This window comes from Allosphingosinicella deserti (assembly GCF_003012735.1).
GTDB lineage: Bacteria > Pseudomonadota > Alphaproteobacteria > Sphingomonadales > Sphingomonadaceae > Allosphingosinicella > Allosphingosinicella deserti.
This window is the reverse complement of sequence record NZ_PXYI01000010.1, coordinates 17,538-34,212: the sequence shown is the minus strand read 5'-3', so window position 1 is coordinate 34,212 and position 16,675 is coordinate 17,538. Positions and strand designations below refer to the sequence as shown.

Genomic DNA, 16,675 nt, shown 5'->3' with positions numbered 1-16,675 from the left:
CGCCGCTGGCAATCCGTGATGCGCATCGTCGGCTGCCTGCGCGTCTCCAGGAATCGCCTAACCTCCGGATTCGGGTTGGTTTCCGCTCTTTCCGAAGCCCGGCGAGCCGGCAGCAGCAGAGACAAACGTCGGATTTTGCTGGAATAATTCGCCGATTGGGATAGCATCATGCCCGTTGGGGAACGGGGGACGCATGATCGAGCTACTGACGGCGCCGGCGAATCTGCCGTTTTCGGTGGCGTTGATCGTCATGCTGCTGATCGGCCTGATCGAGGCTATCGGGCTCGGCGCGAGCGTCGCCCATCTCCACGTCGACGTCGATGCGCATGTCGACGGGATCGATCCCCTTGCGTGGCTCGGCATCGGCCGCATTCCGTTGCTGATGGTGATCGTCGTCTTCCTGGCCGTCTTTGGGTTGGTCGGATTGACGGTCCAGCATCTCGCCGCCGCGTTCGCCGGCGCCCCACTTTCGCCATGGCTGGCCGGACCCGCGGCGGCAGTCGCCGCCCTACCGCTGACCGGCTTCGGGGCGCGGGGCCTCGCCCACGTGCTTCCGCAGGACGAGACCACGGCGGTGAGCCTCGACACCTTGGTCGGCAAGCGCGGCACGATCACCATCGGCACGGCCCGCCGCGGCAGCCCTGCCCAGGCGCGGGTCCGCGATTCGTACGGCCAAGTCCACTACGTGATGGTCGAGCCGCATGACGAGGCGCACCCGCTCGAGGCCGGCGACACCATCCTCCTCGCCCGCCGCGAGGCCCATGTCTTCATCGCACTCGGGCAGGCCGACGGCCTCGACCCGCACGTCCACGAACAACGCAAGGTAGGCTGACGATGCTCAACGGAATGAATGGCCTGGTTCAGCTGGCGATCTATGCCGGCGTAGTGGTCGTGGTCTTGGTGACGATCGGCATCATGGTCACCCGCCTGTACAAACGGGCAACCAAGGAAATCGGCTTCGTCCGCACAGGCTTCGGCGGCGAGAAGGTGGTGATCAATGGCGGCGCGATGGTGCTTCCGGTCCTCCACGAAACGATGCCGGTCAACCTCAACACCGTCCGGCTTGCGGTCGAGCGCAAGAATAATGACGCGCTGATCACGCTCGATCGCCTGCGCATCGACGTGAAGGCCGAATTCTACGTCCGCGTCCGCCCGGACAGCGAGAGCATCGCCATCGCCGCCCAGACCCTGGGCCTGCGCACGATGCAGCCGGAGAGCCTCAAGGAGCTGATCGAGGGCAAGTTCGTCGATGCGCTACGCTCGGTCGCGGCGGGGATGACGATGGCCCAGCTCCACGAGCAGCGCGCCGATTTCGTTCAGAAGGTGCAGCAGGTCTCGGCGGCCGATCTGGCGATGAACGGTCTCGAACTCGAATCGGTGTCGCTCACCGGCCTCGACCAGACCTCGATCGAGCATTTCAACGCCAACAATGCGTTCGACGCGGAAGGCCTCACCAAGCTTACCGAGCAGATCGAGCTGCGCAAGAAGGCCCGCAACGACATCGAACAGGAAACGCGGGTCCAGATCGAGGCGAAGAATTTCGACGCCCAGCGCCGCAGCCTTGAGATTGCCCGCGACGCCGAATTCGCCCGCCTCGAGCAGGAGCGCGAGGTCGAAGTGCGCCGCGCCGCGCAGAATGCCGAAGTCGCCCAGGAACAGGCGCTCCGCCAGCGTGAGGCCGAGGAAGCGCGAATTGCCGCCAAGCAGCAGGTGGACAGCGCGCAGATCCAGGCCAATCGGCTGGTAGAGCAGGCCAAGATCGCCCAGATGCAGGCGCTCGAAATCGCCCGGCAGGAGCAGCAGATCGCGGTTCAGAACAAGAGCCGCGAGGAAAGCCAGGCCAAAGCCGAAGCCGACAAGGCGCGCGCCGCCGCCGTCGCGGCCGAGGAGCAGGTCGGCACCGCGCGCGAAACCGAAATTGCCGAGCGCCAGAAGAAGATCGAGCTGATCGACGCGGCCCGCGAGGCGGAGCGCGCGGCGATCGGGATCAAGGTCAAGGCCGACGCCGACAAGCAGGCCGCCGCCGACCGCGCCGAATCGCTGCGCCTCGCCGCGGAAGGCGAGGCCGAGGCCGAGAAGCTCAAGGCCGAGGCCGCGCGCATCCGCTTCGAAGTCGAGGCCGCCGGTCAGCGCGCGATCAACGAGGCTGCGAACCTGCTTTCGTCCGATCAGATCTCGCTGCAGGCCAAGATGGCGTTGCTGAAGGTGCTGCCCGAGATCGTCCGCGAGGCGGCGAAGCCGATGGAAGCGATCGACAGCATCAAGATCGTCCAGGTCGATGGGCTGACCAACGGCCAGGGCGGCGGCGGAGGACTCGCGGGCGCATCCGGAGGCGGCGAGACCAACCTTGCGTCCAGCGCAGTCGCCGCGGCGCTGCGCTACCGCGCGCAGGCGCCGATCGTCGACGGGCTGATGAAGGAGCTCGGGTTCGACGGATCGACGCTGGAGAATCTCGTTGCAGGTGCCGGCGACGCCGGTGCGGCGTCATCCGCCGAAGCGCCTCTGGTGGCGGTGCCGGTCGCACCGGCCAAGGATTGATCGTGGCTGCACGCACCGCGCCGGGCGGCGGGGTGCGTGCACCGTCATGCGGAACAAGCGGGCGCGGCCGGCGCTCGGCACGCGCATGATCAGCGTTTCCCGCCTCAACCGCCTGCTCGAACGCGCCTGGGCGCGCAAGATCCTTCCCGAGCCGCCCTTCGAAGCTGCGCTCGCACGCTGGCAGGCGGAGGGCGATCCCCGCTGGACGGCGCCGTTGACGGTGCTGGTGCGCAGCCTTGAACGGGAGGCCGATCTCAATCCGCTCGGCCGCACGCTGGCTTACGGGCAGATCTCGCGGGCGGTGGCGGCACGGCAGCGGGCGGAACGGCTTTGGCGCACGCATCCGGAGATCCTCGAGACCCGGCTTCGCGCGCCGGTCGTCGTGCTCGGCCAGATGCGCTCCGGAACGACGCGGATCCACCGCCTGCTCGCGTGCGACCCGCGCTTTCGTTTCACCCGCTTCTTCGAAACCATGGCGCCGATTGCGCCGCGGAGTTTCGACACGCGCCGGCTTGCCGCCGCTGCCGGGCTGCGCTTCCTGCACAGCCTCAATCCGGATTTGCAGGCGGTCCACCCGACATCGGCCACGGCCGCGGAAGAGGAATTCGGGCTTTTCAGCCTGTCCTTCCACGGCGCCCAATTTGAGGCGCAATGGCGCATCCCCGCCTTCGTTCGCTGGTGGGAGGAGGCGGATCGGCGCCCGGTCTATGCCGATTTCCGCAGGCTGATGCAGACGCTTGCCTGGTCGCGCCCGGGGGACGGCGGTCCATGGCTGATGAAGGCGCCGCAATTCCTCGAGGATCTCGATCTGCTGCTCGAGCAATTCCCCGATGCCCGCCTGATCTGCCTCGATCGGGACCCGGCGGCGGTGGTCGGATCCTCGGCCTCTCTGGTGTGGAACCAGATGAAGCTGCAATCCGATACGGCGGACAAGGCATGGATCGGCGGCGAGTGGCTGCGCAAGACCGTGCGCCGCGCCGAGGCCTCCTCCCTGGTCCGCCGGGCGCGACTCGACGTCCCGCAGATCGAGATCGGGTTCGACGAGGTCGACCGTGACTGGCGCGCCGCGATGCGGCGGATCTACGGCTTCCTCGGCCTCGCTCTTCCATCCGCTACCGAGGAGAGGATGGCCGGCTATCTCGCCGACGCCGATCGCAGCGGCTTTCGCGGACATCGTTACGGCCTGGCCGATTTCGGCCTCGATGCCGACGAGGTCCGCAACTTTGTTGGGACCGCCCCCGCTTACGCGCTATAGGCCTGGTATGACCTGGTATTCCGGCCTTTTGCTGTTTCTCGCCACCGTCGCCGTAATGGAGGGCGTCGCCTACGGCGCACACCGCTGGATCATGCACGGCCCCGGCTGGTTCCTCCACAAGAGCCACCACCGGCCGCGCACCGGCGCCTTCGAGGCGAACGATCTCTACGCGGTGATCTTCGCCTTGCCCTCGATCACCCTGATCTTCGGCGGGGTGAATCTCGGCTGGGGCGCCTGGACGATCTGGGTGGGTGCCGGCATCGCCGCCTATGGCGCGATCTATTTCGGGTTCCACGACGTCATCGTCCACCGCCGGCTGGCGCACCGCTATCTGCCCAAGTCCGACTATATGAAGCGGATCGTGCAGGCGCATCGCCTGCACCATGTCACCGAAAGCCGCGAAGGCTCGGTCAGCTTCGGATTCCTCGTCGCCCCGCGTCCCGAGGCCCTCAAGGCCGAGCTCAAGCGGCGCGGCTACGAAGGCGTGCGAGCACCGAGGGCCTAGCCCTCTCCCCTGAAGGGGCGAGGGTGTGTCACCGCGGCCGCGTCCAAAGGTCCTGCCGTTCGACCTCGCTGCCGCTGCCCGACGCGCGGACGAAGGCCAGGCCCACCGACGCGAGCTTCCGCCGTTTCCGAATCACCACCCGCGAATCGAGCGCGGCAGCGCCGCGCTGCGCGACCTTGCGGCCGATGGCGCCGTAGATCGAAGCGGCAGCGAGCACCGCCCAGCGGGCGCGGAACGGCAGGCGGGAGGCGCCGGCGCGGCCGGATTGCTCGTAGCGTTCCGACAGCGATGCCAGCCGCGCGGCAATAGCGGCGACCTTTTCGCGGTGGACAGGCGAGGCGAGATCCTCCGCCGTCAGCCCGGCCTCCTTCAGCCATTCCGCCGGAATGTAGCAGCGGCCGGCAAGACTATCCTCGGTGATGTCGCGCGCGATGTTGGCAAGCTGGAAGGCAATGCCGAGATCGGAGGCGCGGTCGAGGGTTGGCTCGTCTTCGGGCGAGACGCCCATCACCACCGCCATCATGCAGCCGACCGCGCCGGCAACATGGAAGCAGTAACGGAGCAGATCGCGTTCGGTGGCCGGCTGCCAGCCGGCCGCATCGAGCGCGAAGCCGTCGAGATGGGCACGGATGAAGCCGTGCGGGATCGCGCATTCGGCGGCGACGATCCCGAGCGCGTCGAACGGCGGATCGCCTACCGGCTCACCGGCCAGGGCGCGGCCGGTCGCCTCGGCGATCGCCTGGAAGGCCTGCTCCGGCGCGTCCACTTTCCTGGTGTCGTGGCCGAGCGTCTGGCCGTCGGTGCGATCGTCGCACGCCCGGCACCAGGCGTAGAGCAGCCAGGCCCGCTCGCGAGTTTCCCGATCGAACAGCCGGCTGGCGAGCCGGAACGACTTGGAGCCGCGGCTGATGATCGCCGCCGCTTCGGCGACCAGGGCGGCACGATCAGGCGGCGAGATCATCGATCATCAGCCCGGCCGTGGCCTTGGCGCTGCCGACGACGCCCGGGATCCCGGCGCCCGGATGGGTGCCCGCCCCGACGAAATAGAGATTGCGGATGACGTCGTCGCGATTGTGGACGCGGAAGAAGGCGCTCTGCGTGAGCAAAGGCTCGAGGCTGAAGGCGGAGCCGAGATGCGCACCGAGATCGGTCTCGAAATCCTTGGGCGTGTAGTGGAAGCAGGTCTGGATCGCGGCGCGAACGCCCGGCAACGCCCGGTCCTCGACGATCTCGAGGATGCGGTCGCGGTAGCGTGGCCCCTCGACCGCCCAATCGACATCGTGATTGCCGAGATGCGGCACCGGGGCCAGCGCGTAGAAGGTCGAGCAGCCCGTCGGGGCCATCGCCGGATCGGTCGCGGTCGGATGGTGGAGGTAGATCGAGGGATCGTCGGCGAGCCGGCCCTTGCCGTAGATGTCGCCGAGCAGCCCCTGATAGCGGGGCCCGAACAGGATCGAATGGTGCGGCAGCTGCGGCCACAGGCCGCGCGCGCCGAAATGAACGACGAACAAGGACGGCGAGAAACGGCGCTTTCGCAGCCGCCGCGCGGCCGCCTTGCCCCGCTTGTTGTCGCCGAGCAGATCGTACGTCCCAACGACGTCGCCGTTCGAGGCGACCGCATCGAACTGGCCTTCCCAGCCGCTGCGCGTGCGCACCGACCGTGCCGCGGCACCGTCCGCGGCGATCGAGTCGACCGGATCGGCGAGCCGTAGCGTGCCGCCGAGCCGCTCGAACAGCCGCACCATGCCGGCGATCAGCGCGTTGGTGCCGCCCTTGGCGAACCACACGCCGCCATCCCGCTCCAATTTATGGATCAGCGCGTAGATGGCGCTGGTCGTCATCGGATTGCCGCCGACGAGCAGGGTGTGGAAGGACAAGGCCTGCCGCAACTTCTCGTTGCGGACGAAGCTCGACACCATCGAATAGACCGAGCGCCAGGCCTGGTAGCGCGCCAGCGCCGGCGCCGCGCGCAGCATCGACCGGAAGTCGAGGAACGGAACGGCGCCGAGCTTCTCATAGCCTTCATGATACACGCCGGCGGCATAATCGAGGAATCGGCGGTAGCCGGCGATGTCGGCCGGATCGAGCGCCTCGATCTGGGCGAGCAGAACGGGATCGTCGTTGGAATAATCGAAGATCGTCCCGTCCGGCCAGGACAGGCGATAGAAAGGGCTCACCGGCACCAGCTCGACATCCTCGGCGATGTCGCTGCCGGACAGCGCCCACAATTCCTGGAGGCAGGCGGGATCGGTGATCACCGTCGGACCGGCGTCGAACGTATAGCCCTCCTTGTGCCAGACATAGGCGCGGCCGCCCGGGCGATCGCGGGCTTCGATGATCGTCGTCTCGATGCCCGCGGATTGCAGGCGGATCGCCAGCGCGAGGCCACCGAAACCGGCGCCGATGACGGCAGCGCGTTTCATGCAGTCGGCTGTCCTTCCTTGTTGGCAAGAGCGGAGATCGCTCTGCCGATCCGCACCGGCGGTCGCCCGCTCAGGATGCGGGCCTTGTCGACGACGGTGGTACGCCCGGCATAGAAGCGCTCGACCACCGGCTCAGCTAGACGGTAAAAGTGCTCAAGCACCCGGTAGCGCTCCGGGCCCGGCGCGGCGCGGAACAGCATCCGGTTGAGCAAGCGATAGAAGCCCCTCTCCCGCCAAACGCGGCGCGCCTCGCCGTGAAACAGGTGGCGAAGCGCCGCACTGCCGAAATCCTGCTGCTCGGCGAGCAGCAAGGCGTTGCGCGCCGCATCCGGCAGCGAATAGCCGGTGGTCGGGTGGAAGAAGCCGCCGCGCAGGCCGAGCTGGGCGACCGATGCGCCGGCCCACAAGGCTTCGACGTCGCCGCCCATCGCGACCGGGAGCACGCCATGCTCCTCCCGCACAAGCGTGGACGCGCCCCAGCCATACGCTTCGACATAGGCGTCGATCCTGGCTCCGAGCACCGCGACGTCGAACTCGGGCGTCAGCCGATAATAGGTGTCTTCGACCAGCATCTCGGTGGCCGAGAAGGGCAGGCAATAGACAAATCGATAGCCGTCCTGCTGGTCGACGGTCGCGTCCATGATGATCGGCCGCCCAAGGCCGTGCGGCCGCGTGAAACGCAGCTCGCGACCGAGGAAATATTGCCAGCCGAGATCGAGCGCCGAGAAGTCCGTAGGGCCGCGGGCGTCGATTACGCCATCCGCCTCGATCCGCGCGCCACCCGCCAGGGTTACGGCATCAGGAGCGACAGCTTCGATACGCGCGCCCAGCCGGAAGCTTCGTGCCGGTACGCCGGCCCGCATCGCCGAGTCGAGCCGCTCGGCGCTGACGCTGTTATAGCCGGTGGAAAGGATCCGGCGGCGACGCGGAAAGCGAATCTCGTGGCTGTCCCAATGCGCGGCGCGCAACGGCTCGACGATCGGCCGCGCCGCCGCCTCGAGATCGGCGTCGAAATAGGACCAGGTGTGATTGCCGCCGAAGCGATCCGCCCCTTCGAGCAGCAGGAAATCGACGTCAGGCCGGGTCCGCGCCAGCGACAGGGCGGCGAGGCAGCCGGAAAGACCGCCACCGGCGATGATCAGTCTTGGGGCTGCCATCGCCCAGCCATACGCATCCGCATCGCGCGGCGCCAATGGTTCGTGTAGGAGGCACCGCATGGCCGCTGCTCTCCCCATGTTCGTCGCGATGCTGGCGATGACCGCGATCGTCGCGATTCGCTACGCTGCCGTCAGCGGCGCCTTCGCCTGGGTGACGGAGCGGCGCGTGCCCGGCCTGTATGCGGGCCGCGCCCGGCAGATCCGCAAGGAAATCGGCTGGTCGCTGGCGAGCGCCGCCATTTACGGACTTCCCGCCGGCTTGCTCGCCTGGGGCTGGCAGGAACGCGGCTGGACCCGGATCTATTCGGACGTGTCGGATTATCCCCTGTGGTGGCTGCCGGCCTCGATCCTCGTCTATCTGCTGCTCCACGACACCTGGTTCTACTGGACCCATCGCTGGATGCACCGCCCCAGGCCGTTCAAGCTCGCCCATGCCGTCCATCACGCCAGCCGCCCGCCGACGGCGTGGGCGGCAATGAGCTTTCACCCCATCGAAGCGCTGACCGGGGCTGTGGTGATTCCGGGGCTCGTCCTTTCGGTCCCGATCCATTATGGTGCCCTTCTCGTCGTTCTGACTGTCATGACGGTGATGGGGGTCACCAATCACATGGGCTGGGAGATGTTTCCCGACCGGCTCGTGCGGGGGCCCGCGGGAAAGTGGCTGATCACGGCGTCGCATCACGAACGGCATCACCGCGCGTACAGGTGTAATTATGGGCTCTATTTTCGCTTCTGGGATCGGCTCTGCGGCACGGACGATGGCCTCGGCACGTTCGATGCCGGCGCGCGCGATCGCGGCCGCACTGCTGCTGCCGACGTTGGGCGGCGCGGCGGCGCCCAATCCGGCGGAGCTCGACATCACGCTGACGCTGCGTAACGCCAACGGGCTGGTCCAGCTCTGCCTGACCGAGCGCCCCGCCAACTTCCCGGCCGACTGCAAGGCCGATCCGCGCGCGGTTCGCAAGACGGTCGCGGCGTCGAAGACGCTGATGGTGCGGATCCCCGGCATCGCGCCCGGCACCTACGGCCTGTCGCTGATCCACGACGAGAATGGCAACGGCAGGCTCGACAAGTTCGGTCCGGTCCCGACGGAAGGGTTCGGCTTCTCGCGCAACCCGACGATCCGCTTCGGGCCGCCGGCGTTCAAGGATGTGAGCTTTCCGATCGGCGGCGGAAAGACCGTCCAGACAGTGCGGGTTCGCTACCTACTTTAGCCTAGGTGGACCCCAATGCTGTCACAGGATAGCCTCGCTACACGGTGGGGCCGAGGAGAGAGCGTTGATGGTCCACGGCCCAAGCCTGGAGTGCGATGTCGAAGAGCCTGCGTCTCCGCACCGTCCGATGCGGGTAGTGCTGGCGGCCCCGCGCGGCTTCTGCGCCGGCGTGCGCCGCGCGATCGACGCGGTCAGCGACGCGATCGAGCGCCATGGGCCGCCGGTCTATGTTCGCCGCGCGATCGTCCACAATCTCGCCGTCGTCCGCGAGCTGGAAGCCAAGGGCGCGATCTTCGTCCAGGAGGTCGACGAGGTTCCCGCCGGCGCGGTGCTGATCCTTTCTGCCCACGGCGTCTCCCGGAGCATCGCCAATGATGCGGAGGATGGCGGCCGCCGAGTGATCGATGCCACCTGCCCGCTGGTCGCCAAGGTCCACCGAGAGGTCGTCCGCCACCACCGCGACGGCCGCCACGTCATTCTGATCGGCCATGCCGACCATCCCGAGATCGAAGGCACGCTCGGCCAGCTGCCGGGCGATGCCGCAAGCGTGATTTCCACGCAGGGCGACGTCGCCGCGCTCACCTTTCCGGCCGAGACGCGGGTCGCATTCGCCGTCCAGACCACTTTCTCGGTCGAGGAGGCGGCCGGCATTGCCGACGCCCTCAAGACCCGCTTCGCCGATCTCGCCGGGCCGAACGGCAGCGACATTTGCTACGCGACGAGCAACCGGCAGGCGGCGCTGCGCGCCATCGTTCCGCAGGTCGATGCGATCGTCGTCGTCGGCGAAAGCTTCTCGTCCAACGCCAACCGGCTCGTCGAAGTCGCCGCCGCCCAGGGCTGTGCGTCGGTCCAGCTGGTGGCGGGGCCGGAGGATCTCGACTGGAGCGCGTTCCAGGCCGCCGCGTCGATCGGTGTCACCGCGGCAGCCTCCACGCCCGAAAGCTCGGTTACCGCCGTGCTCCAGTCGCTGCGCGATCGCTTCGCGCTGCTGGTCGAGGAAGTCGGCAGCCCGATCGAAAGCATCTACTTCCGCCCGGTGCAGGTGGCATGACGACGGTGACACTCGGCCACGACGAAGGCCTGCTCGCGCCGTCGCTCCGCCTGATCGCCACCGAGGTGGATCGTGCCTTCGACCTGCTGCTCCCCGAGCCTGCCGATGGCCGGATCAAGCTCTATCAGGCGATGCGCCATGCGGCGATCGGCGGCGGCAAGCGTCTGCGACCGCTGCTCGTCATCGCCGCCGCCGAATTGTTCGCGGTTCCGCGGGAACGGGCGTTCCGCGCCGGGATGGCGGTGGAGTGCATCCACGTTCACTCGCTGATCCACGACGATCTGCCGTGCATGGACGACGACGATCTCCGCCGCGGCAAGCCGACCGTCCATTGCGCCTTCGACGAGGCGACCGCCGTGCTCGCCGGCGACTCGCTGCACGCGCTCGCCTTCGAGCTGCTCGCCGACCCGGCGACCCACCCCGATCCGTCGGTGCGCGCCGAGCTCACCTTGTCGCTGGCACGAAGCGTCGGCGCCTCGGGCATGGCGGGCGGCCAGATGCTCGATCTGATGCCCGAACCGTCGATCGGCGATCTCGAGGCGATCGCGCGCCTGCAGCGGCTCAAGACCGGGGCGCTGATCGGCTGGTGCCTCGATGCCGGCGGCGCGCTCGGCCAGGCCGGCGAGGAGGCGCGGCGGAGCCTGCGCGGCTATGCACGCTGCGTCGGCCTCGCCTTTCAGATTGCCGACGACCTCCTCGACGTCGAAGGCTGCGAGGCTGCGGCGGGAAAGCGTCTGCGCAAGGACGATGCCGCCGGCAAGCCGACCTTCGTTTCGCTGCTCGGCGCACCCGCCGCGCGCGCCCAGGCCAATCTGCTGTCGAGCCAGGCGATCGACCATCTCGCCGATTTCGGCCCCCGCGCCGACCTGCTCCGCGCGGTCGCCCGGTTCGCGGTCGAGCGCGACCGGTAAGCGCCCTGCCCGCCCCCGCAATTCACAAGATGCTCCGTTCGGGTGAGCCTGTCGAAGCCATTTCCTTCTCCGGACGCAGGCTAAAAGTGAGGGCTTCGACAAGCTCAGCCCGAACGGAGACTTACAACAGGTGCTGACGAGCCAAGCAGCCCCCTCACAGCCCCGCTTCGACCGCCAGCCGAACCGCGTCGGCGGACGTCGACGCGCCCAGGCGGACGAGCAGGGCGGCGCGGTGCATCTTCACCGTTTTCTCGTTGATGCCAAGCGAGGCGGCGATCTGCTTGTTGCGGAGGCCGAGCGCCATCTGCTGGAGCACTTCGCGCTGCCGCTCGGTCAGCGACCCAAGCCGCGCGCGGGCCATGTTCGCGCGGTCGATCGAATCGCGGGCAGCACCGCTGGTGACGTCCATCTGCGAGCCGATGAAATAGGCCACGTGCCCGTCGTCGCCGAACAGGGGCGCCACCATCACCGCGTTGCGGAACGGCGTGCCGTCGCGGCGGTAGTTGAGCAATTCGGTCATCACCGGCCGCGCGTCCCGGATCGCCTGGCGCATGGCCTCGGTGGCGCTCTCTTCGGTTCCGGCACCGGCGAGGATCCGGCAATTGCGGCCGATGAGCTCCTGTTCCGAATAGCCGGTGAGCGCCACGAACGCGGCGTTGACCGCCCGGATCGGATTGTCCGGCAGACGAGGATCGGTAACGATCGAGGCGATCGGGCTCAGGCGGATCGAGGCGAACAGCGCCTCTTCGTCGTCGGCAGCGGGCATGCGGTTCCTTTAGCCTCGATGTCCGGCCGCGGACAAATCGCTGGGATTGTTAGCCACAATGCGCTCGACAAGGGCAAGGTCCGATGGCTTGTCGACGTCGATCGCGGCCTCCGCGAACGGAAGGCGGACCGGCCTGACCGCCAGCCCGAGCGCCCGGCCGACCTTGAGCGCCGCCGTGTCGAGGGAAATGGTGCGGGTGACCGCGCGCAGGAAGATCATCGGGCCGAAGAAGGTCAGCATCTTCAGCGCCTTCTTGCGATCGCGCTCGGCTTTGGCCCAGAAATCGAGTGCCCCACGCGCGGCCGGCGTCGCAAGCGCGAACAGATTGGCGCCGGAATAATGGCCGTCGGAGAATTTGAGCCAGGTGCGCTTGGTCTCGGGATAGCCGCGCTCCACGGTTGCGCGATCGGCGACGGCGAAGGCGGCATCCGCACCGGCCGCGCCGGCGACGAAGCACTCGACCATCTCGGCGGTGAGCAAAGCATGATCGGCGGTGGCGATCAGTACCGGCCACGGCGCGGCCGCAGTGCCCGCCACCGCGGCGATGCTGCTGGAAATCCCGTCGCCGGCGCGGGCGGTTGAGACGCGCGGATCGGCGGCGATCCAGGCCGGCGCATCGGCGAGCAACGCCTCCGGGGCCTGGGCCAGAACGACGACACGCGCCACCGAGGGGCTTGAAAGCAGGGTACGCACGACGCGGGCCAGCATCGGTTCGCCGCCGATCGCGATCAGCGCCTTGGCACGGACGCCCTGACTCTCAGCGAAGCCGGTCTCGCCGGGGCGCTCGCCGGCCAGGACGATCGCGGTCCAATTCGGCATCAGGACGGCCCCACCGCCGGCAAAGTCACGAGATGATCAAAAAAATGACGCATTTAGCTGCACAAGCACGCATGTTGCGCTAGCGCAACGCCTCTTTCCGGACTGGGACATGTCAATCTCCAAAGCTGTCATTCTAAGCGCGGGCAAAGGCTCGCGCCTTCTTCCGCTCACCGCGGAGCTGCCGAAATGCCTGATCGATCTGGCCGGCAAGAGCCTGCTCGAGTGGCAGCTCGACGTGCTGCAGGGCGCCGGTATCACCGACATCGTCGTCGTGACCGGCTTCCGTGATCATCTCGTCGACGCAATCGCCGCGAAACGACGCGGCGTGCGGACGCTGTTCAATCCCTTCTACCATGTCGCCGACAATCTCGGTTCGGTATGGATGGCGCGCGAGGAGTTCGACGGCGATCTGCTGCTGCTGAACGGTGACACCTTGGTGTCGGATGCACTGGTCGCCCGCGTTGTCGCGGCGGAGACGGGCCCGATCGCAGTGACCGTCGACGAGAAGGAAAGCTACGATTCGGACGACATGAAAGTGCTGCGCGACGGCGATCGCCTGCGCCGCATCGGCAAGGCGCTGGAGCCGGGCGAATATAACGCCGAATCGATCGGCCTGCTCGCATTCCGCAACGGCGGCGCCGCGGCCTTCATCCGCCAGGTCGAGGCGATGATGCGCACTCCGGACGGTACCCGCCGCTGGTATCTGCGCGCGATCGACGAGTTGGCGCGGGCCGGCGCCGACGTTCGCACCGTGTCGATCCACGGCGAGGAATGGCAGGAAGTCGACTTTCCCGAGGACGTGGTCAAGGCGACCGCGCTCACCGAGCGCTGGGCGGCCGCAGCGAAAGCGGCCGCCGCCTAAGCGGGCCAGGCCGCCTTCAGCCAGGCGACCAGATTCCGGATCTGATCGCCATCGAGGTCCACGGCCTCGCCGAGCGCGGGGGCCTTGGGCCAGCCGGCATCGGCGATGGTCAGCCCGCAGGCGGTGCGTTCGCCCGCGTAGCGCGGAATGACGTGGAAGTGGACGTTCGGGTCCACCATCATCAGCATCAGGTAATTGATCTTCTCGTAGCGGACGGCGACGCCGAGCGCCCCCTCGACGTCGGCGATCGCCCGCTGCAGGCCAGCAAAGGCCTCGGCGGGGAGATCGGAGAAGGCGGTCGCCTCGCCTTTCGCCGCAAGCACCAGGCTGCCGAGCGTCGGTTGGGAGGGGCGCAGGAGGACCACCCAATCGGCATATTCGGCAACGAGCGTGTCCGGATGTCCGAAGCGAAGGATGGTCTCGTTCATGCTCTTCTCCTCAGGCGAGCCAGGAGGTAACCGGGCGGCCGCGGGCCGATGCCGCGAGCGCCTGCACCAGCTGCCCCGCATGCACGACAAGCGAGATCAGGGTCCAGGCCGCAACCGCGATCAGCCCCCAGTCCGGCCGTCCGACGGCAAGGAAGGCGAGCAGGATCACCATGTTGGGATTGCGCCGCGCGGTGATCAGGCGGAACTGGCTATCGAAACGGCGCCACACATGGATGTGCATCTTGTAGCGGCGCATGAAGAAGCCCTCGATCACGCGCTGGACGACATAGCCGCCGACGATCACGATCAGCAATTGGGCGAACGTCTGCTCGGACAGGGGGCGGCCATAAGCATGGAGGCCGACGCCCCACGCCCACCACCAGAAGGGCGGGTGGACGAGATCGATGCCGTGATCGAAGATGTTGCCGAGCCAGGACGAGGTGATCGTGCAGCGGGCGAGCTTGCCGTCCACCGTGTCGAGCACCATGAAGCCGAGGCCGACGACGAGCCCGGTCCAATACCAGCCCTCGTAGAACAGGAAGGTCGCGGCGACGCACATCAGGGCGCCGACCGCTGTCACCTGATTGGGCGTGATCCCGAACCGCGCCGCCCAGCGGGTCAGCACCAAAGCCCACTCCGGCCAGAGATATTTGGTGAGCAGATCGGTGACGCCCTTGTAGGCGCCGAAATAGCTGGCGCGCTCCAGCGCCGGCACCGTTTCCGGAGTCAGCCGGCCGAGGAACGGCTTCTCGCGCTTGCGCAGCGCCTCGTTGCCGAGGCTGCCGAGGTCCTCGTAAGCGACGATTGTGAGAGGTCCCGGCGGCGGTGTTTCGCTCTGCGCCATCGCGTGGGTGACGGCGAGACGCGTGTCGAGATCGACGACATGGGCAAGGACCGGCACGCCGCCATGGGTCAGCACGTGATCGGGGCGCTCGGCGATCCAGCGCAGCCAGGCCGGATCCCAGACGAAATCGAGATTGGAGACGAGCGGCCCGCCGCCCGCACCGGAGGCGAATTCGATGTCCTGTGCCCCGGCGATTCGCGCCAGCCGCTCGCGCGGAGTCAGGCCCCACAGCCGCGTTCGATTTGTCCCCGCCGGAAGAACGGCATTCATCAATCAGCTTCCTTCGAAATATCGGCCGCGATGCCAGCGTCGGCGCGTCCGTGACAAGCGGTCAGAACAGATCGCCGATCAGGGCGTGCGAGAATGTCCCGGTCAGCACCGCCGATTTCGCCCAGGCGAGATCGTCCGCGAAATAACGATCGACCGCATAATGCGGCACATCCGCCCGGATGTCGCTGCGCACCTGCTCGAGCTGCGGCGATGTCTTGAGCGGCGCGTGAAAATCGATCCCCTGGGTGGCGGTGAGCAATTCGATTCCGATCACCCCGGCGGCATTGCCGGCGATGCGGCGCGCTTTGGTCGCGGCATGGGTCGCCATCGACACATGATCTTCCTGGTTGGCGGAGGTCGGGATCGAATCGACGCTCGCCGGGAATGCCAGGCTCTTATTTTCCGACACCAAAGCGGCGGCGCTGACCTGGGCGATCATGAAACCGGAATTGACCCCGCTGTCGCGCACCAGGAAGGGCGGCAGGCCGCTCATCTTGGGATCGACGAGCACCGCGGTGCGACGCTCGGAGATCGAACCGGTCTCGCACATCGCCATCGCCACTATGTCGGCGGCAAAGGCGACCGGCTGGGCGTGGAAGTTGCCGCCGGACAGCGCCTGATCGGTGTCGGGAAAGACGACGGGATTGTCGGTCACTGCATTGGCCTCGATCTCGAGGGTGCGCGCGGCGTTGCGGATCAGGTCGAGACACGCCCCCATCACCTGCGGCTGGCAGCGGAAGCTGTAAGGATCCTGGACTCGCGGGCAATCTTCGTGACTGTGCCGGATCTCGCTGCCGTCGAGCAGCCGCTTGAGGGCAGCCGCGACGGCGATCTGCCCAGGCTGGCCGCGCGCTTCGTGGATTCGCGGATCGAAGGCGGCATCGGTTCCCTTCAGCGCATCGACCGAGAGCGCACCGCCGATGAGGGCCGAGGCGAACACCCGCTCGGCCGTGAACAGCGCATCGAGCGCGATCGCCGTCGATACCTGGGTGCCATTGATCAGCGCCAGCCCTTCCTTGGGGCCGAGCACCAGAGGCGCGAAGCCGAGCCGGGCGAGCGCCTCGCCCGCCGGCAGAGCCTCGCCGCGGAGCAGTATTCTGCCCTCACCGAGCAACGCCGCGCTCATATGGGCGAGCGGGGCGAGATCCCCGGAGGCGCCGACCGACCCCTGGCTCGGGATCACCGGCAGGGCGTCGGCGTCGAGCATCGCCAGCAGCCGCTCGACGACGATGCGGCGCACCCCCGAATGGCCACGGCCGAGGCCGATCGCCTTCAGCGCCATGATCAGCCGCACCACCTCGCGCGGCAGCGCCTCGCCGAGGCCGCAGCTGTGCGACAGGATCAAGTTGCGCTGCAGCTCCTCCAGCCGATCGGCGGGAATGCGGGTCTGGGCGAGCAGCCCGAAGCCGGTATTGACGCCATAGACGGTGCGCCCGGACGCAACGATCCGTGCCACCGCATCGGCGGCGGCATCGATCGCCGCCCAGCCCGCAGCCGCGAGCGCGGCCGGCGCGCCGCCCCACACCCTGCGAAACGCGGCCAGCGTCGTTGCGCCCGGATCCAGTTCAATCGTCAAAGGCCGGCTCCATCATGGCAGCATCTGTCCAGGCGCGCCGCTGTCATTCCATCCCA

Annotated in this window: 17 protein-coding genes; 9 read left to right on the top strand and 8 right to left on the bottom strand. The window is 67.9% G+C overall.

Annotation, left to right across the window (positions count from 1 at the left end):
- Positions 1-193: 193 nt before the first annotated feature.
- The 4 genes from C7I55_RS23365 (at position 194) to C7I55_RS23350 (ending at position 4,298) form a co-directional block, all read left to right on the top strand.
- Positions 194-832 carry a YqiJ family protein gene (locus C7I55_RS23365; protein WP_106515456.1) on the top strand — a complete coding sequence of 213 codons (639 nt, stop codon included), beginning with the start codon at positions 194-196 and terminating at the stop codon, positions 830-832.
- Positions 833-834: 2 nt separating this feature from the next.
- Positions 835-2,538, top strand: coding sequence for a flotillin family protein (locus C7I55_RS23360; protein WP_106515455.1), 1,704 nt, complete (start codon positions 835-837; stop codon positions 2,536-2,538).
- Positions 2,539-2,623: 85 nt separating this feature from the next.
- Complete coding sequence (locus tag C7I55_RS23355; protein ID WP_158266555.1) at positions 2,624-3,793, top strand: sulfotransferase family protein; 1,170 nt, start codon at positions 2,624-2,626, stop codon at positions 3,791-3,793.
- Between the two features lie 7 nt (positions 3,794-3,800).
- Positions 3,801-4,298 carry a sterol desaturase family protein gene (locus tag C7I55_RS23350; protein ID WP_106515453.1) on the top strand — a complete coding sequence of 166 codons (498 nt, stop codon included), beginning with the start codon at positions 3,801-3,803 and terminating at the stop codon, positions 4,296-4,298.
- Positions 4,299-4,326: 28 nt separating this feature from the next.
- Here C7I55_RS23350 and C7I55_RS23345 read toward each other — a convergent pair whose 3' ends face one another.
- The 3 genes from C7I55_RS23345 to crtY are packed head-to-tail and all read right to left on the bottom strand — an operon-like array spanning position 4,327 to position 7,878.
- Positions 4,327-5,259, bottom strand: a complete 933-nt coding sequence (locus tag C7I55_RS23345; protein WP_199193031.1) for a phytoene/squalene synthase family protein — start codon at positions 5,257-5,259, stop codon at positions 4,327-4,329.
- A complete protein-coding gene (locus tag C7I55_RS23340; protein WP_106515452.1) occupies positions 5,243-6,721 on the bottom strand; it encodes a phytoene desaturase in 1,479 nt (492 codons plus the stop codon). Before C7I55_RS23340 ends, C7I55_RS23345 begins: the two co-directional genes overlap by 17 nt.
- Positions 6,718-7,878 (bottom strand): lycopene beta-cyclase CrtY, encoded by a 1,161-nt coding sequence (gene crtY / locus C7I55_RS23335; protein ID WP_106515590.1) that lies wholly within the window; start codon positions 7,876-7,878, stop codon positions 6,718-6,720. Before crtY ends, C7I55_RS23340 begins: the two co-directional genes overlap by 4 nt.
- Positions 7,879-7,936: 58 nt before the next feature.
- Between crtY and C7I55_RS23330 the strand changes: the two genes are divergently transcribed.
- The 4 genes from C7I55_RS23330 (at position 7,937) to C7I55_RS23315 (ending at position 11,054) form a co-directional block, all read left to right on the top strand.
- Positions 7,937-8,755, top strand: a complete 819-nt coding sequence (locus C7I55_RS23330) for a sterol desaturase family protein (protein WP_106515451.1) — start codon at positions 7,937-7,939, stop codon at positions 8,753-8,755.
- The gene (locus C7I55_RS23325; RefSeq protein ID WP_106515450.1) at positions 8,655-9,092 is read left to right on the top strand and encodes a DUF2141 domain-containing protein; all 438 of its coding nucleotides are present in this window, start codon (positions 8,655-8,657) and stop codon (positions 9,090-9,092) included. Before C7I55_RS23330 ends, C7I55_RS23325 begins: the two co-directional genes overlap by 101 nt.
- A 67-nt stretch (positions 9,093-9,159) precedes the next feature.
- The gene (gene ispH, locus C7I55_RS23320) at positions 9,160-10,143 is read left to right on the top strand and encodes a 4-hydroxy-3-methylbut-2-enyl diphosphate reductase (protein ID WP_106515449.1); all 984 of its coding nucleotides are present in this window, start codon (positions 9,160-9,162) and stop codon (positions 10,141-10,143) included.
- Positions 10,140-11,054: a polyprenyl synthetase family protein gene (locus C7I55_RS23315; protein WP_106515448.1), complete on the top strand. Its 915-nt coding sequence runs from the start codon at positions 10,140-10,142 to the stop codon at positions 11,052-11,054. The genes ispH and C7I55_RS23315 overlap by 4 nt, the downstream gene beginning before the upstream one ends.
- A 154-nt stretch (positions 11,055-11,208) precedes the next feature.
- Here C7I55_RS23315 and C7I55_RS23310 read toward each other — a convergent pair whose 3' ends face one another.
- Together C7I55_RS23310 and C7I55_RS23305 are read right to left on the bottom strand one after the other, a co-directional pair.
- A complete protein-coding gene (locus C7I55_RS23310) occupies positions 11,209-11,820 on the bottom strand; it encodes a PAS domain-containing protein (protein ID WP_106515447.1) in 612 nt (203 codons plus the stop codon).
- Between the two features lie 9 nt (positions 11,821-11,829).
- Entirely contained in the window at positions 11,830-12,639 is an 810-nt protein-coding gene (locus C7I55_RS23305; protein ID WP_106515446.1) for an NTP transferase domain-containing protein, read from the bottom strand.
- Between the two features lie 109 nt (positions 12,640-12,748).
- On the opposite strand from C7I55_RS23305, the gene C7I55_RS23300 reads away from it, so the two are divergent.
- The gene (locus C7I55_RS23300; protein WP_106515445.1) at positions 12,749-13,501 is read left to right on the top strand and encodes a phosphocholine cytidylyltransferase family protein; all 753 of its coding nucleotides are present in this window, start codon (positions 12,749-12,751) and stop codon (positions 13,499-13,501) included.
- Here the strand turns inward: C7I55_RS23300 and C7I55_RS23295 are convergent.
- The 3 genes from C7I55_RS23295 to hutH all read right to left on the bottom strand — a co-directional run bounded on the left by C7I55_RS23295 (position 13,498) and on the right by hutH (position 16,619).
- Entirely contained in the window at positions 13,498-13,929 is a 432-nt protein-coding gene (locus tag C7I55_RS23295; protein WP_106515444.1) for an HIT family protein, read from the bottom strand. The two genes, C7I55_RS23300 and C7I55_RS23295, sit on opposite strands and share 4 nt — an antisense overlap.
- Before the next feature lie 10 nt (positions 13,930-13,939).
- Positions 13,940-15,043, bottom strand: coding sequence for a CDP-alcohol phosphatidyltransferase family protein (locus tag C7I55_RS23290; protein WP_106515443.1), 1,104 nt, complete (start codon positions 15,041-15,043; stop codon positions 13,940-13,942).
- 61 nt (positions 15,044-15,104) lie between these two features.
- Positions 15,105-16,619, bottom strand: a complete 1,515-nt coding sequence (gene hutH, locus C7I55_RS23285; RefSeq protein WP_106515442.1) for a histidine ammonia-lyase — start codon at positions 16,617-16,619, stop codon at positions 15,105-15,107.
- Between the last annotated feature and the right edge of the window lie 56 nt (positions 16,620-16,675).